The sequence below is a fragment of the Paenibacillus sp. FSL M7-0802 genome, assembly GCF_038004945.1.
GTDB lineage: Bacteria > Bacillota > Bacilli > Paenibacillales > Paenibacillaceae > Paenibacillus > Paenibacillus polymyxa_B.
Window position 1 is genome coordinate 5,981,875 of record NZ_JBBOSD010000001.1, and the last position, 22,987, is coordinate 6,004,861.

Sequence of the window (22,987 nt, forward strand, 5' to 3'; positions counted from 1 at the left end):
ACAGTCTTGTGCTCCGGATAGTGATTATATTATCTTGTCTGGATTGTCCAGTAACTAGTATAATGCGCCAAAGTTCTTGTTTAACACGCCAAATGACAAAACTCATTAGGAATTGAATCAATGAATAGTCGGCAGTCCTAGCGTGCTCCTGATATCGAGTTTGTACCTAGATGTTCAGTCCGCCAATTTGAAGGTGTATCACCCTCCCATAGGCGGAAGGCGCGGTAAAACGAGTTCTGGTCTTCATATCCAATCAAGAATGCCACCTCTTTAATATCAAGCGAGGGGTCTACCAAGTACTTTCGTGCCTGCTCATGTCTAGCTTGTGTCAACAGAAGCTTGAAGCTCGTGTTTTCGTCAGTAAGCCGGCGCTGCAAGGTACGATCGCTCATACCGAGCTCCTTCGCCACAGCCTGAATGTCGGGGCGCCCTCCTGTAAGGCTACGTTTCATGATCCATTTGACCATCTCGGTAATTGAGCGGTTGCGCTGCTGTTCATCCAACGATCGGTCCAGAACAGGAGTCAGGATTTCCAGCAACTCTTCGTTGTACGAGACAAAGGGGCGGTCCAGATCTCTTCGATGCAGCGTCAATCGGTTACGTTTTGCACCAATCCGGATACGACAGCCGAAGTAAGCTTCAAGCGCCTGTACATCGCCCATGGAGTGCGAAAATTCAACAAGCTGCGCGGTCAAAGGTTGACCTGTGCCCCGGCGTCCAATCTCCAGAAGACAAGCCAGCGTGATACCAACCAGCATCGGCGGACCAGATTGCTCGGGAGATAGCCATTCCAGATCAATTGTGCAGTGCTCGCCCTCCTCAGTGATATGTAGGCTTTCAGGGGGACACAGTTGTTTGTACCGAGCCATTCGGTTTAGAGCGTCGCGGTAGTCCCGAGCGTGGTAAGTCGCTAAGACGGTCGGTGGGTACTTCGCTGTATCAAAGACGGTCGCAAGCTTGATGATTCCTTGGGCAGTGTCACCAATGAGATCAGAATATGCCTGCCAGATCGCGAAATATTGGGCGGTGGTGACTACTGGTTCAGTAACAATGGTGATCGGCAATCGTGCTTTGCGAGCGACGTCGTGAGCGCCAAACCCTAATTGACATAATCCTGCCCACAATCCTGGCGGGATATTAATACGGTCAGAGGTATGAGACTTCATACATATGGGCCTCCTTTATATACTTACATATTCATTAGTTTTGGTTGCAATGGGGTCCCTCTTAAGTACACATAAGAATACTCTTAAGTACGTTAAGGTGTCTACATTAACGTAATAAGCTGCGGCAAATGTTACATCTTCTTGGTATCTGTGCTACTTTAACACCAAAAAAACACACCCATATGTTTATGAGTGTGTTTTTAAAACCTCAAACCACCGACACTCCTAGGAATGTCATTCCCTCCATGCTTCTTATATTTAAAAATTAAGGCTTCAAGAAAGGCCCGTTTTCACCGATCTTACCAGGAGCAGGATTACCCGGGAGATCAAGTACATATACCCTTAAGTTTCCTTTGCCCGAAACTGCCAGATTGAGCGTCCCATTCGTGACCTCTTTGACGTCTCCGGTAATAGCATCTTTATAAGTGCCGTTAGGAATATTCCGAAAAACAGCTGATTCACTAACAGTAACTAAAGCATAACTGTCTATGCCTTTTGATGAATCCGTATAACGTCGCTTGTACGCCATTTGTCCGCTTACATCCTTTGTAGAATACTGTCCTTTCTGCAAGGCAGGAATACTTCTTCGAATTTGATTCAGTCGCTGAATGTGCTTTACAAGTGGGTGCTGCAGGGTTTGAGCAACCGAACCTGAAGCAGAAGCTACCTGTCCGAAATCGGAGGCTACTACTGTACCTTCAATATGATCTCCATAGTAAGCACGTCCTGTGGTTGCTAATGGACACGTTGGACCACAGTCGATTGGCTTGCCTGCCTGAAATTCGATTTCTGAGCCGTAATACAATGTTGGAATTCCACGGAAAGTCCACATTAAACTCATATTCTCAGCCCATGCAGCCGTGCCCCCCGTATACCGGGTCGATGATTTGTTAGGTCCATAATCATGGCTATCTACATACACTACGTTATAGGTCGCATCGTTATAACTGTCATCCGAATCCTTGCCATTCCAAAATGCGTTATTCGCATCACTAAAATTCATATGCATCCTCATATCAATTACATTCATCCCGGAGGATTGCGAATGGTCCGGTTCATGATACAAATTCCCTTTGAGGAATGCATTATCAGATAAAGGCTGATTGGCTGTACCAAGATTATTTTCGTGTTGATATTGTTCCAACGCAGCTACTTCATCATTGGTGCTGTACTCTTTGCGCTCCTTCCAAGTGAAGAATTGAGCCGAATGATTCACAGAACCTCGGTTCCATTTATCGTTAACGAAAGCACCTACTTCACCGAACATATAGAAATTACGTCCTTTTTCACCAAACTTCTCAATCGCCCGCTCCTGCGCTGCAGGAAGAAAATGACGGTTCCAGGTAACGCGTGGAATGTGCACAGCGGTGTCTATCCTAAACCCGTCTACACCCATATCTATAAATCGATTGTACGCTTCAATTAAATAATCTTGGACAGGCTTCGACTCTGTATTAAAGTCAGCCAGATCCTCATGCAGCCAACAACTCCGTGAATCTTCCCCTTCCCAATTGCCGATCCAGCAACTGTGATAGTACTGTGAAGGAAACATGCCAGAGGTGGGGTTGGGCCATTGGCAATTGTAGGTTTTTGAGTTCATTGGGATTCCCCAATTCCGGCAGGTGTTGCCCTCCGGTTCCTTCGTTGACCATAGGTCACCGTTATACGGCTTGCCTGCGTCATTCTGCTGAAGGCCATCGTACTCGATTCCTTCTTGAGGTTCGTCATAGTACCAGGTCCACTGATTATCTCGAATACCGAATACTTTTGGCGTGAATAGACCTTTTGCACCCCAGCGGCTAGAGTGATTGTACACAACATCCTGTATAATTTTAATATCTTTGTCGTGTGCAGCATTAATCAAATCCTGGTATGTTGCACCTGGTGACTCTAACCTGGGATCCACTCGAAAAAAATCGTAACCATGATAGCCGTGAAAGTCATAGTCAGATCGATTCAATACAACCGGTGTAATCCAAATCGCTGAGAAGCCAAGAGCCTTGATATAATCCAGTTTATTGATTAACCCTTGAAAATCGCCCCTAAACATTGGATCACTGTTGACTGCATTGCCGCTTGAAACATGATTCGCACCACCTCGGTTGTTCGAAGGGTCCCCATCATAGAATCTGGCAGTCATCACAAAGTAAATTGAATCTTCACGCATATCTGTTCCGATCGGGCTTCCCTTTGAAGCAGGAGGTGATGAAGTTCCTGTTGTTGCACTTACCTCAATACTACTTTCCGATTTGTTGGCTGGTTCTGCTTTATCGTATGCCTTAACTGTATACGTATATGTCGTTTTCGCTTCCAATAATGAATCTTGGAAGGTAGTACGGGTCGTCGTATAGACCTTTTTGCCTTTAGTTCCTCCTGTGCGAGTGATCTCATACCCGCCGATTCCACTTCCACCAACATTATCAACAGAAGGATCCCATTCTAATTGGATTCGTAGTCCATCGGCATTGGCTATCAATAATTGAGGTATAGAAGGTGCTTCTAAATCAATAACCGGAGGGTTACACGGATTCTTAGCTCCGGTTGTTGTGACGATACCGTCTTTGACGGTACTTAAACCAGCAGCTAAATGATAATCAGCGCCTTTATTATTATCCCAGACAGAGCCGTTGTTAAATGCTGCTTTCATCGATGTTTTGGAGCCAAGATCAATAGTTTTTTTGGCCCAATCCAAGCAAGCGTTTTCATTCATGCTGATACCCGGCGGGGATGTCCAGGATGAACCATCGGGAGCATAGTGGATATTTACATCGCTCCAGCCACGGCTTTTCTTAAAATAGTAAACTATCGCTTGGTTGTCTGGAAGGGCTGTCAAATCAAGGTTCTTCGGCAGATTGGCATATGTTGCATCGGAGATATTCTGCTTGATGAGAGAACCGTTGCGATAGAGATCGTAATCTGATACTCTACTACCATTGGAGATGTCTTCGGAGGCTTTCCATGAAAGTTTTACTGATGTACTTGTAACGTTTTTAGGCGATTCATCAGCATTGATCGGCGTAACAACACTTACTGATGCTAATACAAGTATCCCCGTGATCATGAGTAAAAATAAGCGTTTCCAAGATCTTCGTTTATAACTCCTCATTCTCTACGTCCCTTCATCTATATTCTTCTGGTCGCACAGTACAATAAACGATCTCTCCCTTCCTCTTTCTCATACAAATGATTATTCTAGCACTTTCATGGATTATTTTATGTTTTTATGGAAGAATTTAGAGTGGAATATGTTGATTTATAAGGAGGAAATAGCGGATTTTATGTAAAAACATCTTTTTCTTTTTACGTGTAAATTAAACCTATTCGAAATCTCAGCAACCTAAAAATGATCAAGCAATAGAATTCGGTTGTGGAGCGATACCCGCTTGTGTTTTATGGTGGGCAAAATTATTTTGCTCACCATTTCAAAGGTTTCTGATTACTTAAATGCATCCCAAAATTTCATTAAATAAATCTGTTTGGTTCTCTCCAGGCTCCTATATATCTCTCTTATGACGGATCGAAAATAAAGCAGCAGATCTAAATAGTTCTTCGAATCACGCTTTTGGTTGCCCCCGCCTCAAAAATCGTCTCAATCAGCACCAATACACGGTGTACTTCTTCGCTTTTGATTGCAATCTCCGCTTTTCCTTCGATGGTGGAGACAAAATTTTCATAAAAGCTTTCTGCAGCAGCAGGTATTTTCTCAATCGGGAACTTAAGGGTGGATTCCTCAGACGGCGGCGCCATCGTTTTCGTTAATCCTTGACCTGCTTGAATCGGCTTGGGTTCCACGTGAGCGACATCTGGATTTCGGGTGACGATCTCTCCGCTCAAATCCCAATCCCTAATCACTGCGGTTCCTTCGGTTCCTTTAATATACCAGCGCGGCAGCTTTACGTAATTGGTTGTACCCACTTCAATGACTGCTTTCAGGCCGTCCTTGAACTCAATAAAGCTGGTAAAGCCGTCATCCACTTCAGTCCCCAAAATATAGCTTAGGGTAGCAGCTACGCTTTCTATTTTGCTGTCCGTAATCTGAAGCAGCTGGTCCAATAGATGTACTCCCCAATCCAGCAGCATTCCTCCTCCATACGCCTTTAGTTGCCGCCAGTCACCTGGAATCCCATTAGCCCCCTGAACTCGCGATTCCAGCTGGAAAAGCTCGCCTACGGTCTTATTGCCAATTATATCTTTTATAATTCGGAAGTCTTCATCCCATCGACGGTTTTGATGTACCGTAAACACACGATTTTCTTTCTTCGCCACCTCAACAATATCCAAGAAATCCGCGCTCGTTATCGTAACTGGTTTTTCGCAAATGACATGTTTTCCAGCTTGTAGCGCCTGGATCGCGATTTCCTTATGAACATCATTAGGTGTTGCTATCAAAACAATATCCACGGCCTGATCTGCCAGAACAGCATCCAGGCTAGCGTAGGTTTTATAGCCAGCAGCCGCAGCCAGTTCCATTCGGTAATCAACAATATCATATACACCGCCAACGGCAAGTTGCTGATTAGATTCGATCAATTGAACATGGTAGCTTCCCATGCCTCCATAACCGATAATGACTACATTGTATATACGATTGCCCATTTTCATCTTCCTCCACTTCTGATTTAAGCCTACCGCATATCAAGCGGTTGCTCATGGATCCATAAATTTTAATGTCCTCGTAACTCTCCCTTCACTTCGTCGGATAGCTCTATCATACAAATCTCATGAAAAGCTTTCCTCCTCATTTCTTGCTGTATTATTCCCGAATATTGTCCTGCGGTATTTCAATGGTGATGTTCCTGTCGCTTCCTTAAAGAGATGATGAAACGTCTTTACACTACTGAATCCTGCTGCCTCTGCGACCTCAGTGATCGGATTGTTTTCATTCAACAAAATCCATTTTGCCTTATTCAGTCTGTAATCATTCAAAAATGCTACAAAGGTCATCCCCGTATTCTTCTTAAACAGTCTGGCGAAATAATAGGGACTGAAACCCATATAATCAGCGACATTCTTCAGCGAGATGGTTTCATGATAATGGCATTCCACATACTCAAAAATACGTTCCAGTTTATAAAGGGTGTCCTTTGATTGTGTTAAGGTTCTTTCAGAGATTTCAGAAAGCCTTGGCGTCATGCTTCTCGGCACTTCACGCATAATAAGAGTCAACATCTCAAACAGCTTGGCTTTGATCATATAAGCATGACCTTCGTGGTGGTTGACGTTCTCATCATAAATGCTTTGAATCAGAGGAAGCATTTTAGCTGCTGTTTCTTCTGGCCAGTTCCAGCTTGATTGCTCCATCTCCGTAAATATATATCTAAGAGGGCGTTTCTGATCACTTAATGTGGAAACCTCTTGAAAAAAGCTCAGATCAAATTGAATAACCACCCGTTCGCTGTCGGGAGAAGCCAAAAAATAATGAACATCACCCCCATTTATAAACTGAACTTCACCTTTTTTCATCCGTATCGAAATATCGTTAATTCCCAGATCCAAGGTTCCCTGAGTCACATAAATAATTTCAATTTCTTTATGCCAATGAGGATAGCAAAGCACGTCACCTTTATTAATAAAGCTCCGGAAAGGAAAATGTCGGTCAAGCTCCGGGATTTCCAAATAAAAATTCATTTTGGTAGACTCCTTTTGTTGTAAAGTTCAAAAAAGCCGTACACATGACTATTGATAATTATGCTGCACTGCATTCCTTCTTCTCCTCTTCATTTTTCTCCTTCTCAACTTTCGAATAAAATTCCCTCTCCCTTTTGAATTGTAAGCGTTTAACATTCTTTTTCCTACCCTATCAATCATAGTTGTATTAAGTAAAACCACTGTTAGGTATCCTTACTAACCTAATTTTGCAAACACAAAGTTATGCCTCAATTATGAGCGGTTTGGCGCCCGAAAACAATTTGGGCTGATCTTATTTCTCCCTTCCGCTTGCAGTTTCTTCAGATAACCAAGTTTCGCCTTAACTAGATTAAGCAAATACGTGTAAAATTGTCGAACGATTATTTTTACATTTTTTATATAAAGAGATATATACATTTCCAATAAAAAGGTATAATCTAGTAAAGCAACAGAATCCATATAAAAAATATAGACTTATGGAGGGACGGACCTTGAAGAGACTATTCGCTTTAAGTTGTGCTTTCTATCTGCTAATCGGCATTACTAGTGTGGTGCTTGGAGCATTACTGCCGGTTCTACTGCCTTACTATGGACGGGGGTACAGCGATGGCGGATTATTGTTGTTCCTTCAGTTTTTCGGATTTCTTGTCGGCGTTCTGTTCTCCCCCTTCATGGCTCTACACATCGGTCGCAAGTCTATGCTGTCCATTGCTCTGGTTAGTATCGTGGCAGGGTATGCCTTCTTGGGTGTACTCCCCTCATGGACCTGGGTTATCGTGATGACCATCTGGGTTGGCTTCGGCTCAGGCATCATTGAGTCGTCCATCGGAGCGTTCACGATTGAGTTCACCGAAGAGCAGAAAGCCGTAGCCATGTCCAAGCTGGATGTCTATTTTGCACTTGGTGCACTGCTCATTCCCGCAGTGGTAAGCCTGTATATCTGGCTTGGAATGTGGTATCTGACCTTCTACACCATCTCCCTTCTGACGTTTATTCTGGGACTGTTCTGGATTACCATGCCTGCTTCCTCCTCTTCCCACCTTACCCAAGCAGATCTCCAAACCTCTGAGCGATCGGTCGAACAAGCCCGGTACTCGGTACAGCACCGTGTGTTACTGGGAATATTCATTGTATTCTTCTTTGTTTACATGGGGCTTGAACTGGGGCTCATGAACTTCCTGCCCTCTATTCTGATCGAGACCCTGCAGATTCGGGAATCCGTAGCCTCGTTGGGTGTTAGCATACTCTGGATTGCGATGATCATCGGCCGCATGTTCTCAGGGAAGATTGCTGAGTCAGCAGGATATATTCCTTTCCTACTGTGGAGCGGAATCGGAACTTTCTGCTTTCTGGTTGCAATGGCGTTTGTATCCAGTCAGTGGGCTACATACCTTCTGATTTTTGGTGCAGGGTTATTCATGTCCGGTCTCTTCTGTATTGCCCTCGTCTATGCGAACCTGCTGATTCCGGGAATGACCGAGAGAACGACCAGCATTCTGATTGCGTCAGGCGGAATTGGCGGAGCAGTTCTTCAATATGTAACAGGCTGGAGCATGAGCGAATGGTCGGTGACGACTACCCTTTGGATTTTGGCGGCTTTCAGCCTAATTTTACTGCTGGCAGTCATTCTCTCGCATCTGTGGAATGGCAGGAGCAGACGGGTAGTTGACTCCCTTGTCCATCAGGGCAAGGAAGGATGAGATTCTTTATTCTTGAGGGAGGTGAGGCCCGCCGCGTTATGTTGTAGCAGGGCAGTACACTTTTTAAAGAATGTACTTAATGAGAATGTATATTCTGATATGGAGGGAAACATCGTGCATACCTTAACCAAAGAACGCTTCAGATACGGAAAAGGCATTACTCTGATTGACGATTCCGGTAAGGAATATTTGGATGGCGTGTCTGGCACCTTCAATCTATCGCTCGGTTATAATCACCCTCATGTCGTCACCAAGGTACAGGAACAAGTCGCCAATCTTGCCCACATGTCCTCATCCTTTACCGAGCCTTACGTCGAGGAAGTCCTGGATCATCTGATCCAGTATACGCCGAACGGCATCGACGCGGGATGGATGAGAGATATTACCGGCTCCACGGCGAACGAATGCGCTGTGAAGCTAGCCCAGAAATATACAGGAGCGCTCGATATAATCAGCCTGTATTTATCCCATCATGGGCAGACCCAGTTCGCAACAGGCATATCCGGCAACGCCTTCCGGCGGAGGAAATTTCCCAACTCGGCTGCAGCAAATTCCCTGCATGTACCTGCTCCCTACTGCTATCGCTGCCCGTTTAATTCTTCGCCTGACAAGTGTGGTTATCAATGCGTCGAAGCCATATCGGATGCCATTGAGTATGCAAGCTCAGGCTCTGTGGCCTGCATGATTATTGAACCCATCTTGGGCAACGGAGGCAATATCATCCCACCTGCAGGATATTTTAAGCGGCTCCGTCAGCTGTGCAACGAGTATGGGCTGATCCTGATCGCTGATGAGGTGCAGACCGGGATTGGGCGGACAGGCTACATGTTCGCAAGTGAGTTGTTGGATATCCAGCCAGATATCATTACTCTCGCCAAGGGTCTCGGCGGCATTGGTGTACCGGTAGCAGCGGTATTAATGCAGTCTCGGCTTAATGTCCTGGAGAAGCACGAGCACTCCTTCACCTCAGGCAGCAATCTAATCTCGGTTACGGCAGCCAAAGCCACGCTGGAGGTTGTATCTGAGCCCGGTTTTCTGGAAGCCGTTCGGTCCAAAGGAAGCCTGCTCGGAACCCTGCTGACGGAGATGGCCGACAAGCACGATTGCATCATCGGTGAGGCTCGCGGCGTCGGATTGATGTGGGGACTGGAAATTGTCGACGAGGATAATGCCCCAGATGCAGTTAAGAGCAATGCGATTATCGACCGCGCTTTTGCCGAACAGCAGCTAATTCTCAGAGGCTCCCGTTACGGTTATGGCAATGTGGTCAAAGTGAGACCTTCCCTCACGGCTACGGAAGATGAGATTGTCGAAATTGTTAAGCGGCTTGACACTGTTCTGACCACCCTACACTAACCATCTGCCTAACAGGCAAAAGGAGGACTATTTATGCTTGCACTGGTATACAAATCAGCTTGGGATGTCGCACTTGAGGAAAGACCTGTCCCGGAGATTAAAAAAGATAACGATGTACTCGTCCGGATCCGGGCGACAGGCGTATGCGGTACGGATTTAGGCATCATCAGTGGCAAATATCATGCCGTGCCGTCCACGATCTTAGGCCACGAATCAGCGGGGGATGTGATCGCTGTAGGATCAGCCGTCAGTTCACTGCAGCCTGGGGACCGTGTGGTGATTGATCCAACATATTACTGCGGTCAATGCGAAATGTGCCGGACAGGAAGACAGAATCATTGCACACATAAAGCCGTAACAGAGACCGGAGTCAGCGCCGACGGTACGTTCACCGATTATTATGTGACTGAGGACCGTTTTTTGTACAAGCTGAAGGATCATATCAGCTACGAAGAAGCGACGCTGACCGAACCGCTGAGCTGTATGCTAACCGGGATCAACCAGATTAACCTGCTGCCGAACTTCACAACCGTTATTCTAGGCGCAGGTCCGATCGGGATTCTGTACAGCTATGCTCTTGCTTCGAAAGGTGTAACTGGTTGCCTCGTTGACATCTCGGAGGAGCGGCTCGCCATAGCGGATTCCATTGCCCCTGAGCGATGGTCCGCGCACGCCACACTGGAGTCGGCCATTCATGAGCTAGCTCCGTTAAAGAATCAGGTGGACATGATTGTGGATACCACAGGAGTGGTCGGCACTGAGGTATTAAGCCAGCTTGCGAGCGGCGGGTATTTGATGCTGGTGGGGCTGAGAGATGGGATAAGCTCGTTTAATCCGAAAGAGGTCGTTGACCGTAGCCTTAAAATCATCGGCTCGATTGATTCTCTGGGCACGTTCTCCACGGCGCATTACCTGATTGAGCAGCAGATCATTCCCGCCAAAAAAATCATTACCCACTCGTATCCGCTTGATGACTACCATGAAGCCTTTAAGACACTTGGATGCAATATCAGCGAGCGGACACTTCAGCCTTCGTCTCAGGCGATCAAGATTGTGCTGCAATCGAATGGCTCGGGCAACTAAATTTAGCTACTAACAAGGGGGAGAATGGACATGACGAGCATTCATCATGTTACACCGACGAATCATGAATGCACAGGAGACCCATCAGCGTCCGTTCCAGTCAAAGCGGTCATCTTCGACATGGACGGGGTGTTGGTAGACAGCGAACCGATTTATTTTGAAGTTGAACGCAGCTCCTTTGCCCATTTCGGTGCGTCCATGACGGAAGAAGAGCACCATACCTATGTTGGAGTGACACTCGAATCTATGTGGCGTCAGGTACTGGACAGACATCAGCTCACCAATACGGTGGAAGAGGCCCTGACCTATCACCGAAAAAACGTGATGCAGACGATGATTGCACACGAGGGCCTTTTGGCGATCGACGGACTGGAACGGTGGCTAGACTGGCTGCAAGAGAAGGGGATTCCGGTCGCGGTAGCCTCTTCCTCTCCACGGGCGCTAATTGATCTCATTATGGAAAAGACAGGACTTGGCCGTTACTTCGACATTCGAATCACCGGTGAAGAGGTATTGCAGGGTAAGCCAGCACCGGACATCTTCTTATACGCCGCCGAACAGCTAGGCATTGCACCGGCCCATTGCATCGTTATTGAAGATTCACAGAACGGGGTCCAGGCAGCCAAAAGTGCAGGAATGCACTGCATCGGCTTCCACAACCCCGGCTCCGGCCGGCAGGATCTGTCTAGAGCCGATCGCTGGATTCTCAGCTATGACGACCTGTGGGCGATCAGAGAGAATCTGCCGTTTGATGAGCAGTTGCTTGCTAAGAGCAAGAGCCGAAATGTACCGGAAGGCATACCCCCTTTATAATCATATGGAATCGTCCAATCTTTACTATGATTGAGGGTATTAAATAATGCCCCTTGGAATATACACTGGAGAATGCATTTATCCTTCCCTGTGTGTACTCTAAGGGGCGTGCTTTACATCGAAGTGGTCTAGTTGAAACGAGTAATTTTCCCGGTTCAACACACAATCGTCGTAAAAACTGTCTTTTTGACATTTAACTGATCTCCTGACGGTTTTAAATCCTCTATTCGTATGCAGCAAAACTTATATAGAAAAATGGGGTGCTGTTAACACCCCAAACTGGATTCATCGATATATATCCTGCTTCATCTGAACAGTAATTTTGCCGTATATTCAGCTCTTTCTGTCTTCTTCGGTAATTAGAGAACTGTAAGCCGGAATTGTAACTGTTCCTTTCTTCACCTTTACATTCTTTGAGGTGGAGAAGACCACTTTCCATTTACCCTTATCGAAATCTTTCATCTGCAGGGTAACCGGCTCTCCAGACAGGTTATGATATACATATAGTGTTTCTTTGCCTGAAGTACGTTTAAATGCGGTCACGCTGGCAGAACCTGCTTGTATAGGTTGCAGACTGTCGCTGCGTAAAGCTTCATGTTCTTCCCTCAGACGGATGAGTGTGCGATAGCTTTCCAGCAGGGAATCATCGTCCCTCAGCTGCGCTTCCACTGATACCTCGCCTGTGTTGTATTTGGGTTTCTCCCACGTCGTTTGACCAGGGCCATCTCCCTTGTACCAGCGCATAGGCTCACGAAGATACTCATCAGGCTTCTCTCCCTTCATACCGATTTCTTCCCCATAATAGAGGAACGGCTGACCCGGAAGCGTCAAAAGAATGGAAGCAGCCAGCTTGGCTTTTCGCACATCTCCGCCCACTTCGCTCATGACACGGGTCTGGTCATGGTTGCTCAGGAACGGAGCATCGAGTGCCGCCTTATTATACGATTTGTACAGTTGCAGCGTTTTCTCGGCGAATGCCGCGATACCCTGATCTCGGCCGTTTTTCACGGAGTTCAAAATCGTTCCACCCAGGTCAAAATTAAACAGGGAATGGAGCGGTCCGTAATAAGGAGCTATGGTCTCCGGTTTGTCCCATACCTCTCCTGCCAGATATACATTTGGATTTACCTTCTCCATCTCGGAACGGAATTCATTCCACCATGCGATGTTCTTATCCGCACCATCCTTCGTCTGTCCTCTAAAAATATGCATCGCCGCGTCAAGCCGGAACCCGTCTGCACCCTGCTGCAGCCAATACTTGCCGACTTTGATCATTTCTTTGCGGACTTCGGGATTGTCAAAGTTCAGATCCGGCATGCCCGACCAGAATGTACTGTAGAAATACCCTTCGCCATTCGGGTTCTTATGCCATACCTGCTGACCCCACGAGCCCTTTTCTTCCAGATCTGTGTTCTCATCCGCCCATACGTAATAGTCGTGGTATTTGCTTTGTGGGTTGGCACTGGCCTCCTTAAACCATGGGTGCTCGCTGCTCGAATGATTGATAACAAGGTCCATGATCACCTTGACGCCCTTTCGGTCCGCTTCTTTCATCAAGGTGCGGAAATCATTAAGACTCCCATACTGCGGGTCCACCTGATAGTAATCAGTTACATCATATTTATGGTAGCTTGGAGATGGATTAAGGGGCATAAGCCAGAGGCCGCTGACCTGCAAATCCTTACCCGAATGGGGTTTGCCATCGTTTAAGTAATCAAGTTTTTGTGTGATTCCTTTCAAATCACCGTGTCCGTCTCCATTCGAATCATAAAAAGAATTGATATAAATTTCATAAAATACGCCGCTTCCAGTAGAAACCGGAGGCTTATGTCCGTTCATTTCCTGCTCTGCCATTGCACCTGAAGCGAACATCGTGAGCATAGGCACCGTTAACATGGCGGTGGACAATCTTCTTAAGCGTTTGTTACGTGTCAAAACAAATCAGCTCCTTTGATTGTTATGGGTGCGTTTTCATTATAAATAGAAACAATCCAAAAAAAGGGGATATTTATTATCTATTATGGTGGAAAATATCGATCTTATTGCTTTATCTCTGTATCGAACGAAAGAGGAGCAGACTCTATGTCTACTCCTCTTTCGGAAATTATTCTTTTTCTTAGATTTAGTACTTTCGATTTGCTGAATAAAAGATTGTCTGCTGTCGTCCAAATCAGTTCAGGAAATATATCTTAATTTAATGCGTTTTGAAGCTCTGTGCAGCGAAGACTTTACTGAATTTTCACTCTTGTTTAAGATTCTAGCCGTTTCTTTTATGGAGTATCCTCGGACTAAACGCAATTCAAGTACCGTCCTTTGCTCGGTATTACTTGCCATCAAAAGAATTCGATTGACCTCCTCCTGAATTTCAAAATCGAGGATATCCCAGTGATAATAAAGCAGTTCCTTGCGTAAGTTGTATTCATCCATCTTTTTTCGTTTTCTGATTAAATCTATAGCTAAATTTTTGGCAATTCTCAAAAGGTAAAACCGAATACGATCTTGAGGCAAGTCAGGTGAAGCTCTTATAAACCGAATAAAGCACTCATGCAACAAATCTTCGGCATCCTGTTTGTTATGCAATATCCTTAATAGATAGCCAAAGAGATCTGATTTGCAAGATAAATATTGATCCTCCACATCTTTAATATCCATATTACTGCTTGTCCCTTCTGTTTTGATTGGAATCGGTAAGTCACTTTATAGTCTTAAATTCATATCCCTGCTTTTTTAAATATGTTATGATTTCAGGCAAGGCTTTGGCAGTTTCTTCTTTCCCATAAGTGTCATGCATGAGTACAACTGCTTTTTCTCTAGTCCCCATGTTCCTTATGAATTCGCGAATTAATTGTTCAGCATTCTTAGGTGCACCTTCTGCATCTTTAGGTAACACATTCCAGTCAATCTGATGGTAATCCTTATCATGTAGAGCTTTGTCCAGCACTTCCATACCATTGGGATCATTTCTCTGCCATGTCATATGGCCACCTGGAAAACGAATTACTCTTGTGGAGAAATTCTGCCCCAATATTTGCTTTAAAACTTGATTTGTTTTTTCAATATCCTTCATAAAAATGCTCGAATTCACAGTTTGATTAGGATATAAATAACTGTAGTCATGTGAGTAGGTATGATTTCCGATAGCATGTCCTTCTTTAACTACTCTTTTTGTTATTTTTTTAGCCACTTCATTTTCTTCTACTGCCTTTCCTACCACAAAAAACGTTGCTTTCACATTTTCTTCTTTAAGAACATCCAATATCTTAGGCGTTACGGTGACCGATGGGCCATCATCAAAAGATAAATAGACTACTTTTTTACCGTCTATCCCCTCAGGCCGATGTCCTTGCATTTGCTGATTCAAGTATTTTTCAACAAATGCTGCATCTTCAACACCCGAAACATTTTTTAGAGGTGATTCGCTCCCTTTGGATTCGTTATTTAATACCGGCTGTTGTTTACTACTAAAGATATCAAAGAGTTTTAAAATAATTAGAACAATACAAATGATAATAATAAACAGTAGTCTTCTTCTATTTCTCTTCATCCGATGAGCTCTGGTTCTATTATGCGTATAGCTTTTTTCCATTAGTATATGTTCCTCCAAAAATCTAGAAGCTGTTTACGTTTCATTTTGCGACCATGTGCCAATTGAAATTATTCGTATCTCAATGCATCTATAGGCTTTAAACTTGCTGCTTTATAAGCCGGGTATACTCCAAATAGGATGCCTGTGCCCGCAGAGCTAAGAAACGAATATATAATAGGCGAGATCGTAAATTCAATGGTCATATGTGTCGTTGCTTCGATTATTTTGGACGCTCCTATGCCTGTTACAACCCCGATTGTACCTCCTAACAGACCAAAGATGACCGCTTCAGATAGAAATTGAATCATAATATCTCTCGGCTTGGCACCAATGGCTTTCCGAATACCGATTTCTCTTGTACGCTCTATAACCGAAACCATCATAATATTCATAATTCCGATTCCCCCTACCACGAGCGATATCGCGGCTACACCACCCAGTAAGCTGGTCATGATATTATCTACACCGGAAGCTGCACCTGCTGCCTCTGACTGACTCATAATTTGAAATTGATCCGGTTCCGAGGGTTTTAGCTGATGCGTCACACGCAAGCTTTCCAATATGTCTAGACGAGCCTGATCCATCAAAGCTGGTGACTTGGCAGACACGTCCAATCCCGTAATGTTTTTCTCACCCAGACGGTTCATCATGGTTGTAGCAGGGATGTAAATTTGTTCATTAGTACTATAGCTTAAGTTCGTAACTGGCTGAGTATTCAATACTCCGATCACCTTGAAAGGAATCTGTTTAATTTGAAACGTTCGTCCCAATACATTTTGGGTATCTCCACCAAAAAGACGTTGAACCGCTTGGCTTTCAAGAATGGCGACATTCATGCGTTTATCCATCTCATCGTTGGTAAATGTTCTGCCCTCAGCAAAGGAAAACTTTTTGACCTTATAGAATGAAGTGGAAGTCCCTACAATAGTAGCGTTATAGTTATATCGCCCCCACGCAGCTTTTGAATTGCTCGATATATTTGGCATCAATGCATCTATAGAATTCTTTTGTTCCAACGCCTCGACATCAGCCCAAGTAAACGAGGGCGTGTTGTCCAAATCTATTTCACCATCGACCATTGTCATAGCTGGAGCAACCATCAATACGTTATTCCCTAATTTATTAATTTCTGCTTTTATGCGGGCTGTAGAGCCGTTTCCGATCGCCATAATGGCAATAACCGCTGCCACCCCGATAATAATACCGAGGATCGTTAAAAAGGAGCGCAGCTTATTGGTCGTTAAACTATTAATTGATACACGGATCGTTTCCATCAAATTCATAGGCTCGCCATCCTTGATGAAATTCTTCTATTGGTAATGCATTCATCTCGCTCAATATCCCCATCCCGAAAGCTGATCAACCGCTTGGCATATTCAGCGATTTCCAGCTCATGAGTAACCAAGACGATGGTTTTCCCCTGCTCATTCAAACCCTGAAATAGCTCCATAATCTCGACGCTCGTCTTCGTATCCAGTGCCCCCGTAGGCTCATCCGCCAGCAAAATAACAGGATTATTCACCAACGCACGCGCAATAGAGACACGTTGCTGCTGACCGCCAGAAAGCTCGTTAGGTTTGTTGTACATCCGTTCTGCAAGGCCTACACTTCGAAGCGCCTCCACGGCTCGTTCCCGGCGTTCCTTGGCAGGTATACCTGCATACATCATAGGTAGCTCTACATTTGCTAATGCTGTAGTTCGGGAAAGTAGATAGAATTTTTGAAACACAAAACCCAGTTTCTGATTTCGAATCTCGGAAAGCTCATTCTCACGAGCATCCAATATGGAATACCCATCCAGATAATACTTCCCGGTATCAGGATGATCGAGGCAACCAATGACATTCATCATGGTGGACTTACCCGAACCAGAGGGACCCATGATGGCAACAAACTCACCTTCGCTAATAGATAAATTCACACCACGTAGAGCCTGAATCTCCTGTCCGCCTACCTCATATATTTTTTTTAATGCTTTAATTTCAATAACGTTTTTATTTAATTGAACTTCGTTCATTGTGCCTGACCTCCATCAGGGTCCTGGCCCTCTTGACTGCCATTCGAACCAGCACCGCCCTGAGGCGGAATAACAATGGTCTCGCCTTCCTTGACACCGGACTTGATTTCGGCCTGATCCGCTGTATAAACACCCAGCTTCACAGGTCTGAATTCATAATCTGCAGGGTTTGCTGGGTTCTTCGCTACATATACTCCGTCCACTCCACCTTCAGATCTCAGTGCAAACAATGGAACAGACAGCGCATCTTTACGTTCAGCCAAGAGGAGTGATACATCCATGTTCATCCCCGGTTGCAGCCTTATTTTTTGGCTATCCAAAGACAATTCAATTTTGTATGTAGTCACATTAGATTCCGTCACCGGCTCTGGAGAAACAAAGCGTACTTCGCCTTTAAATTGTTTGTCCGGGAATGAATTCGAGTGCATTGTCGCCTGAAGTCCGGTCTTCAATTTAGCAATATCACTTTCGTTAACCTTGGTAAGAACCTTCATAACGCCTGTATTGGAGTTATTCATTACAATAAAAGGTGCAGTAGGACTAGTACCCACATCGCCGTTGACCTTCAAAATGATCCCGTCCCACGGTGCCGTAACCTGTAATTTGCTCAGGACACTTTTCTTCTGCTCTAATGCCGTTTCAGCCTGCTGTAAAGAAGCCTGTGCAGATTGGATGTTGGAAGCTTCAGGCGGGGACTGTGTAGCCTTTAATTGTATTAAAGCTGTTTTAAAGCCCATTTCTGCCTCCTCAATTGCCTCAGTCTGTTTGGTCTGTGCCTTCTTGTACTGCAGCTCCGCATTGCTCATATCCAGTTTTGCCTTATCCAGATTTTGCTTGGCTGTCGCCAGGTCACTTTCTGCTGCCGCATCATTCTGAACCAGATAAGCCTGGTCATCATAATCCTTCTGGGCCTTATCCAAAGTCACCTTGACTGCCACCTTTTGTGCAGCGGCTTCCTCTAACTCCATATCGTTCTTGGCTGTTTTAATCGCCATTTGTGCCTTTAAGACATTGGTTTTCTGGAGCTCGATATCATTGGTTTTGGGTCCGCGCTTGGCTTCCTCCAGCTTGGCCCTTGCAATCGCGACATTGGATTCGGCATCCTTAATTTGCAGCCTGGCATCCGAATCATCTAATCGTGCTAGAACCTGACCTGCTTTGACACTATCTCCTGCTTTGATATTGACAGCGATGAGCTTGGCACCCTCGACATTTGTAAAATTAATATTTACTTCCTTGGAAGCCTGAACGGTCCCAGTCACTTTAAGCGAATCCGTCATGTTTGTTTTCTGTACCTGTACAATCTGGTTCGCAGGACTCTCCACGGGCTTTTCCTGCCCCTTTTTCATATAAACAAAACTTCCAATTCCCGCTATAATGATCAAGACAAGAATACCTATGATCCCTCTCAATCTTTTTTTCCTTCTTAACACTTGCAATGCATCTTTCTTTTCTGTTTCCGACAATGTTATATCCCCTTAAAATGTATTTTTTCTAAAACCTATACGCTCCACGGTTTGTTTAAAGCATGTTGCAGCAGCGTCATTTGAACAATTAGTTCATCCTTATTCCGTTCAATTTGCTTCACTTTTAACTGATTCGTGGCAATCTCCGTACCTGTAGCAAATCCCCGTTCCTTTTTTCTACGAGATATATCTAATACCTTATTAGCGTTCTGTAGATTACTTTGCATTTGTTCGTATTGTTCATAACTCTGCTGTAAGTTAAAGTACATATTCTTCAGTGTTTCTGCTAATTGATCCTTGGTATTTTCCAATCCGCCTTCCGCTGAGTCTACATCAATCTGTTTAATTTCATAATCGTCAGTTCCCGAGTTCCACGTGTAATATTTAATTTCCATTTTTGCTAGCTTGACTGCCTCCTCCTGTCTCCATACCGAAGGACTCGCCGAGATGGCACGCGTCACAAGCGTATCTAAATTCGTGTTATCCATCTTCCGGTAAACAGGTCGATCCACCAGTTCATACACCGTACCTTGAGGTTGGCCCATTTGCGTATTTAGTGAATCCATCGCTTTTTGCAGTGCAGCCTTTGCAATGTCTACATTCTTTTGAGCCTCTATACGAGTCTGAATAATCGTGCTTTGATCACCTGGAGAAATTTTTCCACGGTTGGCCTTCGCTTCAGCAGCTTTTTCTTCCAGTAGTGCGAGCGAAAGTGCATCCTCACTGCTCTTTACTTTGTTTTCAGCTAGAAGTACGTCATAATAATTCTTCATTGCAGAGTAATCCGCCTGATCTTGGGCAAGTTCGATTTGCTTTTTGGATTCCAAATAAGAAACCGTCGATGAGGCATACCCTTTCCAGGCTGAACTACTAGCCGCGTCCTCTTCACCGTTGCCCGCACCTGCTGGGATGAAATCCAGATTCTTACCTGCATTTTTTAGGTTAATCCGGTTACGATCTATCGCTTGCTGAGCCTCCTTCAAGCTAAAGCTATTAGATCGTGCCCATTGCTGTGCTTGACTCAGTGTTATTTTCACACTTGCATTGGAAACCTGCTGCCGCTCTGCATGAACAAAGGACTCTGAAAATGAACTGGCCGATAAGGCCAACAACAATAAAATGAACATACGTTTTTTCATAGAACCCCCCTCTTTCTAAGTTTCATTAAGTCTAATAAATACGTTGTTATATGAATTTTGATTCTTCCTCTTCATTACAATTTCTTTGCACAACTCTCCATCAAGGATGTCATGAATTGAGAACTGCATCTTCTATCATCCGTGCAGATTCCAGAAGGGAGGTATAATCCTGCCCTCCTGCTATTCTTTCACACACGGCTTATCGCTCTTTACAGCATCTTTAAATCCAATTGACGAAGGTACAGGAAACGTACAATAAGAAAGGAAAAGAATTGGATTGCCCAAAAGCAAAGCATAATCTGAATAAGCGTAAGATGAAAGGGTGCTACATTTATTCCAGATGGTTCTGACATAAATAAACAAAGCACTACTCCTACGGATGATACGACTAATGGCAGAAGAAATAGGAAAGCAATTTGTCTGGATGCAGCTCGTCTCATTTCCCTTGAGTTTAATCCGATTTTCGATAAAGCTCGGTATATTTCCTCATCCCGTTGAAGATCTACATACAATCTGAAATACAACAGACTTACAGTGCTTGCCAACATAATAATGGCGATAAATCCGCCAATAAATTCACTAATATTCAGATCCATCTCCGATGTCAAATAATCCACTGCTCTAGAGTTAAGTACCCCTTTGTTCACCTTGTTGGCCAACACGGAATACAACCATATCTCCTGTTGAGTTTCAGAAGTTTCTAATGAAAGTTGACCATTCTTCCATTTTGGCACAAAATAATAAACAGATTTGTATGCTAATGGAACATTGAAGTACCGTTGTTCAACTAAATGGTCGTAAGTTCGATCTGAAACAACAAGTAACCTTCCTAGTTCAGAGATGATGTTTTCAACAAACTTTATGCTGTGGTCTATCTTCTGAGTATCCATAATCTGAATATTCATAATCTGAGATTTTCCTTGATTGTAAGTTAGCTTTTTTTCAAAAAAGGTTTTCTGTTCTTCTAAAGACATTCCATTAGAATCAAAAATGAAAAAGCCTTGATGATCCCGAAGTGCGGCTGTCTGTTTTAGTTCCTTAAACCTGGAAATAAGAGCTTCATAGTTGGATTGTTTCATCACAGGTGCGAACTGTTCACGAAAGGGAAAGATCAGTATTTCACTTTTCGAATAATCTACCCCAGCCGTATAAAGATTTTGGTCAATCTCTTTTTCAAGCTCTCTAGAACTTACTACATCAGAAGAAAGTGCAAATGAATAAGATTGCTCCCTTAGAAATCTTTTTTGCTGCTGCATGGAGTCAAAAGTTGACGCTGCTCCTACACAGGAAATGATAGAAATTAAGGTAATCAATGAAAACAGCCCGGCATTATTCCTAATTTTGTATGTGATCTCAGATAACCATAACAAACGTGTTCCGCTCCAAGACCATTTCCTGTTAGCTCTAAGCAGTTGAATGAATAGTACACATAATTGAGTATAAAATAAGTAAGTACCAATAAACCCCATTACAATTGTGTATTTAAATGTGTCTCCAACCGAATAGTGCAATATATAAAAAGAAAGAGTCCCTAAACGATACGGTGCCAGATAAATGTATGGTGGAAAATCAAGCTTCATTAAATATACAGCCGCTCCTATTAACACTATCGCAAGAAAGGAAAGACTCCATGAAGCTTTTAATTCCTTTTTGAGCTGTGGAACCTTGTTAAAAAGCTGCTGTAATTTAAAATGGCGTATGAAGAAAACAGACACAAGTGAGATCAATATAAACAAAAACATAAAGCCAATTCCTGTGAAAGCCAGTGCTTTCCAAGGAAAATAAAACGTTAAATACATTCCTATGACATTGGAACCCAAAAGCAGAAAGAATTTCGCTGAAATAAATCCTCCGATAATCCCGGTAACCAAGGATAAAAAACCTATAATTAGATTTTCATATGCGACCAAAAAATATATTTGTCTGTGATGTGTCCCTAAAATGGTCAATATACCCAATTCTTTCTTACGTGCAGCTACAAAGATATGGTTTGTGTATAATACGAAAAAAAAGGAAAATACAAAAATCAACAGATCAGCAACTTGTAATCCTTTTTTTACATTAGCTGCTGTGATTGCATTTGAGACATCCGGGTGAAAAATAAATATCGCATATACGAAAAAAATCGAAATCATCAATGAGCTGCTTAAATAATAAGGTACATAAGCACGTACATTGCGTTTGAGATTATTCCATGCTAACAGACGAAAGCTCATGTGCATGTCTACTTCCCCCCAAAAAGGAGAGCATATCTATGATTTCCTGAAAAAATATTTGCTGACTATGACTACGGTGGATTTCATTATATAACTCACCATCTTTTATAAAAATTACCCGATCACAATAACTGGCTTCCATTGCACCGTGTGTTACCAGCACGATTGTGGAATAATCTACACGGTGAATAAGTCCCAGCATTTCCATCACAACACGTGAAGACTTGGAATCGAGATTTCCAGTGGGTTCATCTGCGAGCAGGAGTGAAGGAGAGTGAATAATAGCCCTACCAATGGCTGCCCGTTGCTTTTGTCCCCCTGACACCTCATAAGGCCGTTTATCCAAAACATCAAAAATATCCAGTTTCTTCGCTACCTCTTCCAGTTTAAGCTCCATTTCCTTTAATCCTTTTTTATTCAGCATCAGAGGAAACAGTATGTTCTCTCCCAAAGTGAGGGTTTCCAGCAAATTAAAGTCCTGAAATACAAGTCCCAGCTCTTTGCGACGAAATAAAGCCAGCTTATCCTTCTTGAGCTGATTTAGATTTTCCCCTTTAATGCAAACCTCGCCAGAAGTCGGCATATCAATGGTAGAAATCATGTTTAATAATGTAGTCTTCCCACTACCAGACGGCCCCATAATACCAACAAACTCGCCTTGTTTGATCGTTAAATGGATGTTGTTAAGGGCTCGGTAGGAAACCTTGCCATAATATATTTTGGTGACTTGATCCATTCGTACAATCTCCATAATTCATTCCTTTCCTTGTTCTATGTTATGATCATAATCCATCCAGACAAGTGAAGCGATCGATTA

Annotated in this window: 17 protein-coding genes; 4 read left to right on the top strand and 13 right to left on the bottom strand. The window is 43.8% G+C overall.

What is annotated here, in order from left to right; all coding sequences use genetic code 11:
- Positions 1-137: 137 nt before the first annotated feature.
- The 4 genes from MHB54_RS27225 to MHB54_RS27240 form a co-directional block, all read right to left on the bottom strand.
- Complete coding sequence (locus MHB54_RS27225; RefSeq protein ID WP_053325430.1) at positions 138-1,166, bottom strand: helix-turn-helix transcriptional regulator; 1,029 nt, start codon at positions 1,164-1,166, stop codon at positions 138-140.
- Between the two features lie 265 nt (positions 1,167-1,431).
- Complete coding sequence (locus MHB54_RS27230; protein WP_264453781.1) at positions 1,432-4,272, bottom strand: alpha-amylase family glycosyl hydrolase; 2,841 nt, start codon at positions 4,270-4,272, stop codon at positions 1,432-1,434.
- Between the two features lie 431 nt (positions 4,273-4,703).
- Positions 4,704-5,768, bottom strand: a complete 1,065-nt coding sequence (locus MHB54_RS27235; protein WP_023988587.1) for a Gfo/Idh/MocA family protein — start codon at positions 5,766-5,768, stop codon at positions 4,704-4,706.
- Between the two features lie 117 nt (positions 5,769-5,885).
- Positions 5,886-6,794: an AraC family transcriptional regulator gene (locus MHB54_RS27240; RefSeq protein ID WP_023988586.1), complete on the bottom strand. Its 909-nt coding sequence runs from the start codon at positions 6,792-6,794 to the stop codon at positions 5,886-5,888.
- A gap of 491 nt (positions 6,795-7,285) precedes the next feature.
- Here MHB54_RS27240 and MHB54_RS27245 point away from each other — a divergent pair, with 491 nt between their 5' ends.
- The 4 genes from MHB54_RS27245 (at position 7,286) to MHB54_RS27260 (ending at position 11,746) form a co-directional block, all read left to right on the top strand.
- Complete coding sequence (locus MHB54_RS27245; protein WP_023988585.1) at positions 7,286-8,494, top strand: MFS transporter; 1,209 nt, start codon at positions 7,286-7,288, stop codon at positions 8,492-8,494.
- Between the two features lie 114 nt (positions 8,495-8,608).
- The gene (locus MHB54_RS27250; protein ID WP_023988584.1) at positions 8,609-9,850 is read left to right on the top strand and encodes an aspartate aminotransferase family protein; all 1,242 of its coding nucleotides are present in this window, start codon (positions 8,609-8,611) and stop codon (positions 9,848-9,850) included.
- Between the two features lie 33 nt (positions 9,851-9,883).
- Positions 9,884-10,933, top strand: coding sequence for a 2-amino-2-deoxy-D-mannitol dehydrogenase GutB1 (gene gutB1 / locus MHB54_RS27255; protein ID WP_028541304.1), 1,050 nt, complete (start codon positions 9,884-9,886; stop codon positions 10,931-10,933).
- A 30-nt stretch (positions 10,934-10,963) separates the two neighbouring features.
- Positions 10,964-11,746, top strand: coding sequence for an HAD family hydrolase (locus MHB54_RS27260; protein WP_264453783.1), 783 nt, complete (start codon positions 10,964-10,966; stop codon positions 11,744-11,746).
- Between the two features lie 333 nt (positions 11,747-12,079).
- On the opposite strand, the gene MHB54_RS27265 is transcribed toward MHB54_RS27260, so the two are convergent.
- The 9 genes from MHB54_RS27265 to MHB54_RS27305 all read right to left on the bottom strand — a co-directional run bounded on the left by MHB54_RS27265 (position 12,080) and on the right by MHB54_RS27305 (position 22,921).
- Positions 12,080-13,681: an alpha-amylase family glycosyl hydrolase gene (locus tag MHB54_RS27265; protein ID WP_028541305.1), complete on the bottom strand. Its 1,602-nt coding sequence runs from the start codon at positions 13,679-13,681 to the stop codon at positions 12,080-12,082.
- A 240-nt stretch (positions 13,682-13,921) separates the two neighbouring features.
- Positions 13,922-14,398: an RNA polymerase sigma factor gene (locus MHB54_RS27270; RefSeq protein WP_023988580.1), complete on the bottom strand. Its 477-nt coding sequence runs from the start codon at positions 14,396-14,398 to the stop codon at positions 13,922-13,924.
- Positions 14,399-14,438: 40 nt separating this feature from the next.
- Positions 14,439-15,332, bottom strand: a complete 894-nt coding sequence (locus tag MHB54_RS27275; RefSeq protein ID WP_028541306.1) for a polysaccharide deacetylase family protein — start codon at positions 15,330-15,332, stop codon at positions 14,439-14,441.
- Positions 15,333-15,400: 68 nt separating this feature from the next.
- Positions 15,401-16,615, bottom strand: coding sequence for an ABC transporter permease (locus MHB54_RS27280; RefSeq protein ID WP_028541307.1), 1,215 nt, complete (start codon positions 16,613-16,615; stop codon positions 15,401-15,403).
- Positions 16,612-17,349, bottom strand: a complete 738-nt coding sequence (locus tag MHB54_RS27285) for an ABC transporter ATP-binding protein (RefSeq protein WP_076265399.1) — start codon at positions 17,347-17,349, stop codon at positions 16,612-16,614. The genes MHB54_RS27280 and MHB54_RS27285 overlap by 4 nt, the downstream gene beginning before the upstream one ends.
- The gene (locus tag MHB54_RS27290) at positions 17,346-18,815 is read right to left on the bottom strand and encodes an efflux RND transporter periplasmic adaptor subunit (protein ID WP_264453785.1); all 1,470 of its coding nucleotides are present in this window, start codon (positions 18,813-18,815) and stop codon (positions 17,346-17,348) included. Before MHB54_RS27290 ends, MHB54_RS27285 begins: the two co-directional genes overlap by 4 nt.
- Positions 18,816-18,850: 35 nt before the next feature.
- A complete protein-coding gene (locus MHB54_RS27295) occupies positions 18,851-19,954 on the bottom strand; it encodes a TolC family protein (RefSeq protein WP_053325424.1) in 1,104 nt (367 codons plus the stop codon).
- Positions 19,955-20,163: 209 nt separating this feature from the next.
- Positions 20,164-22,176, bottom strand: coding sequence for an ABC transporter permease (locus MHB54_RS27300; protein WP_028541310.1), 2,013 nt, complete (start codon positions 22,174-22,176; stop codon positions 20,164-20,166).
- The gene (locus tag MHB54_RS27305) at positions 22,142-22,921 is read right to left on the bottom strand and encodes an ABC transporter ATP-binding protein (RefSeq protein ID WP_264453786.1); all 780 of its coding nucleotides are present in this window, start codon (positions 22,919-22,921) and stop codon (positions 22,142-22,144) included. The genes MHB54_RS27300 and MHB54_RS27305 overlap by 35 nt, the downstream gene beginning before the upstream one ends.
- Between the last annotated feature and the right edge of the window lie 66 nt (positions 22,922-22,987).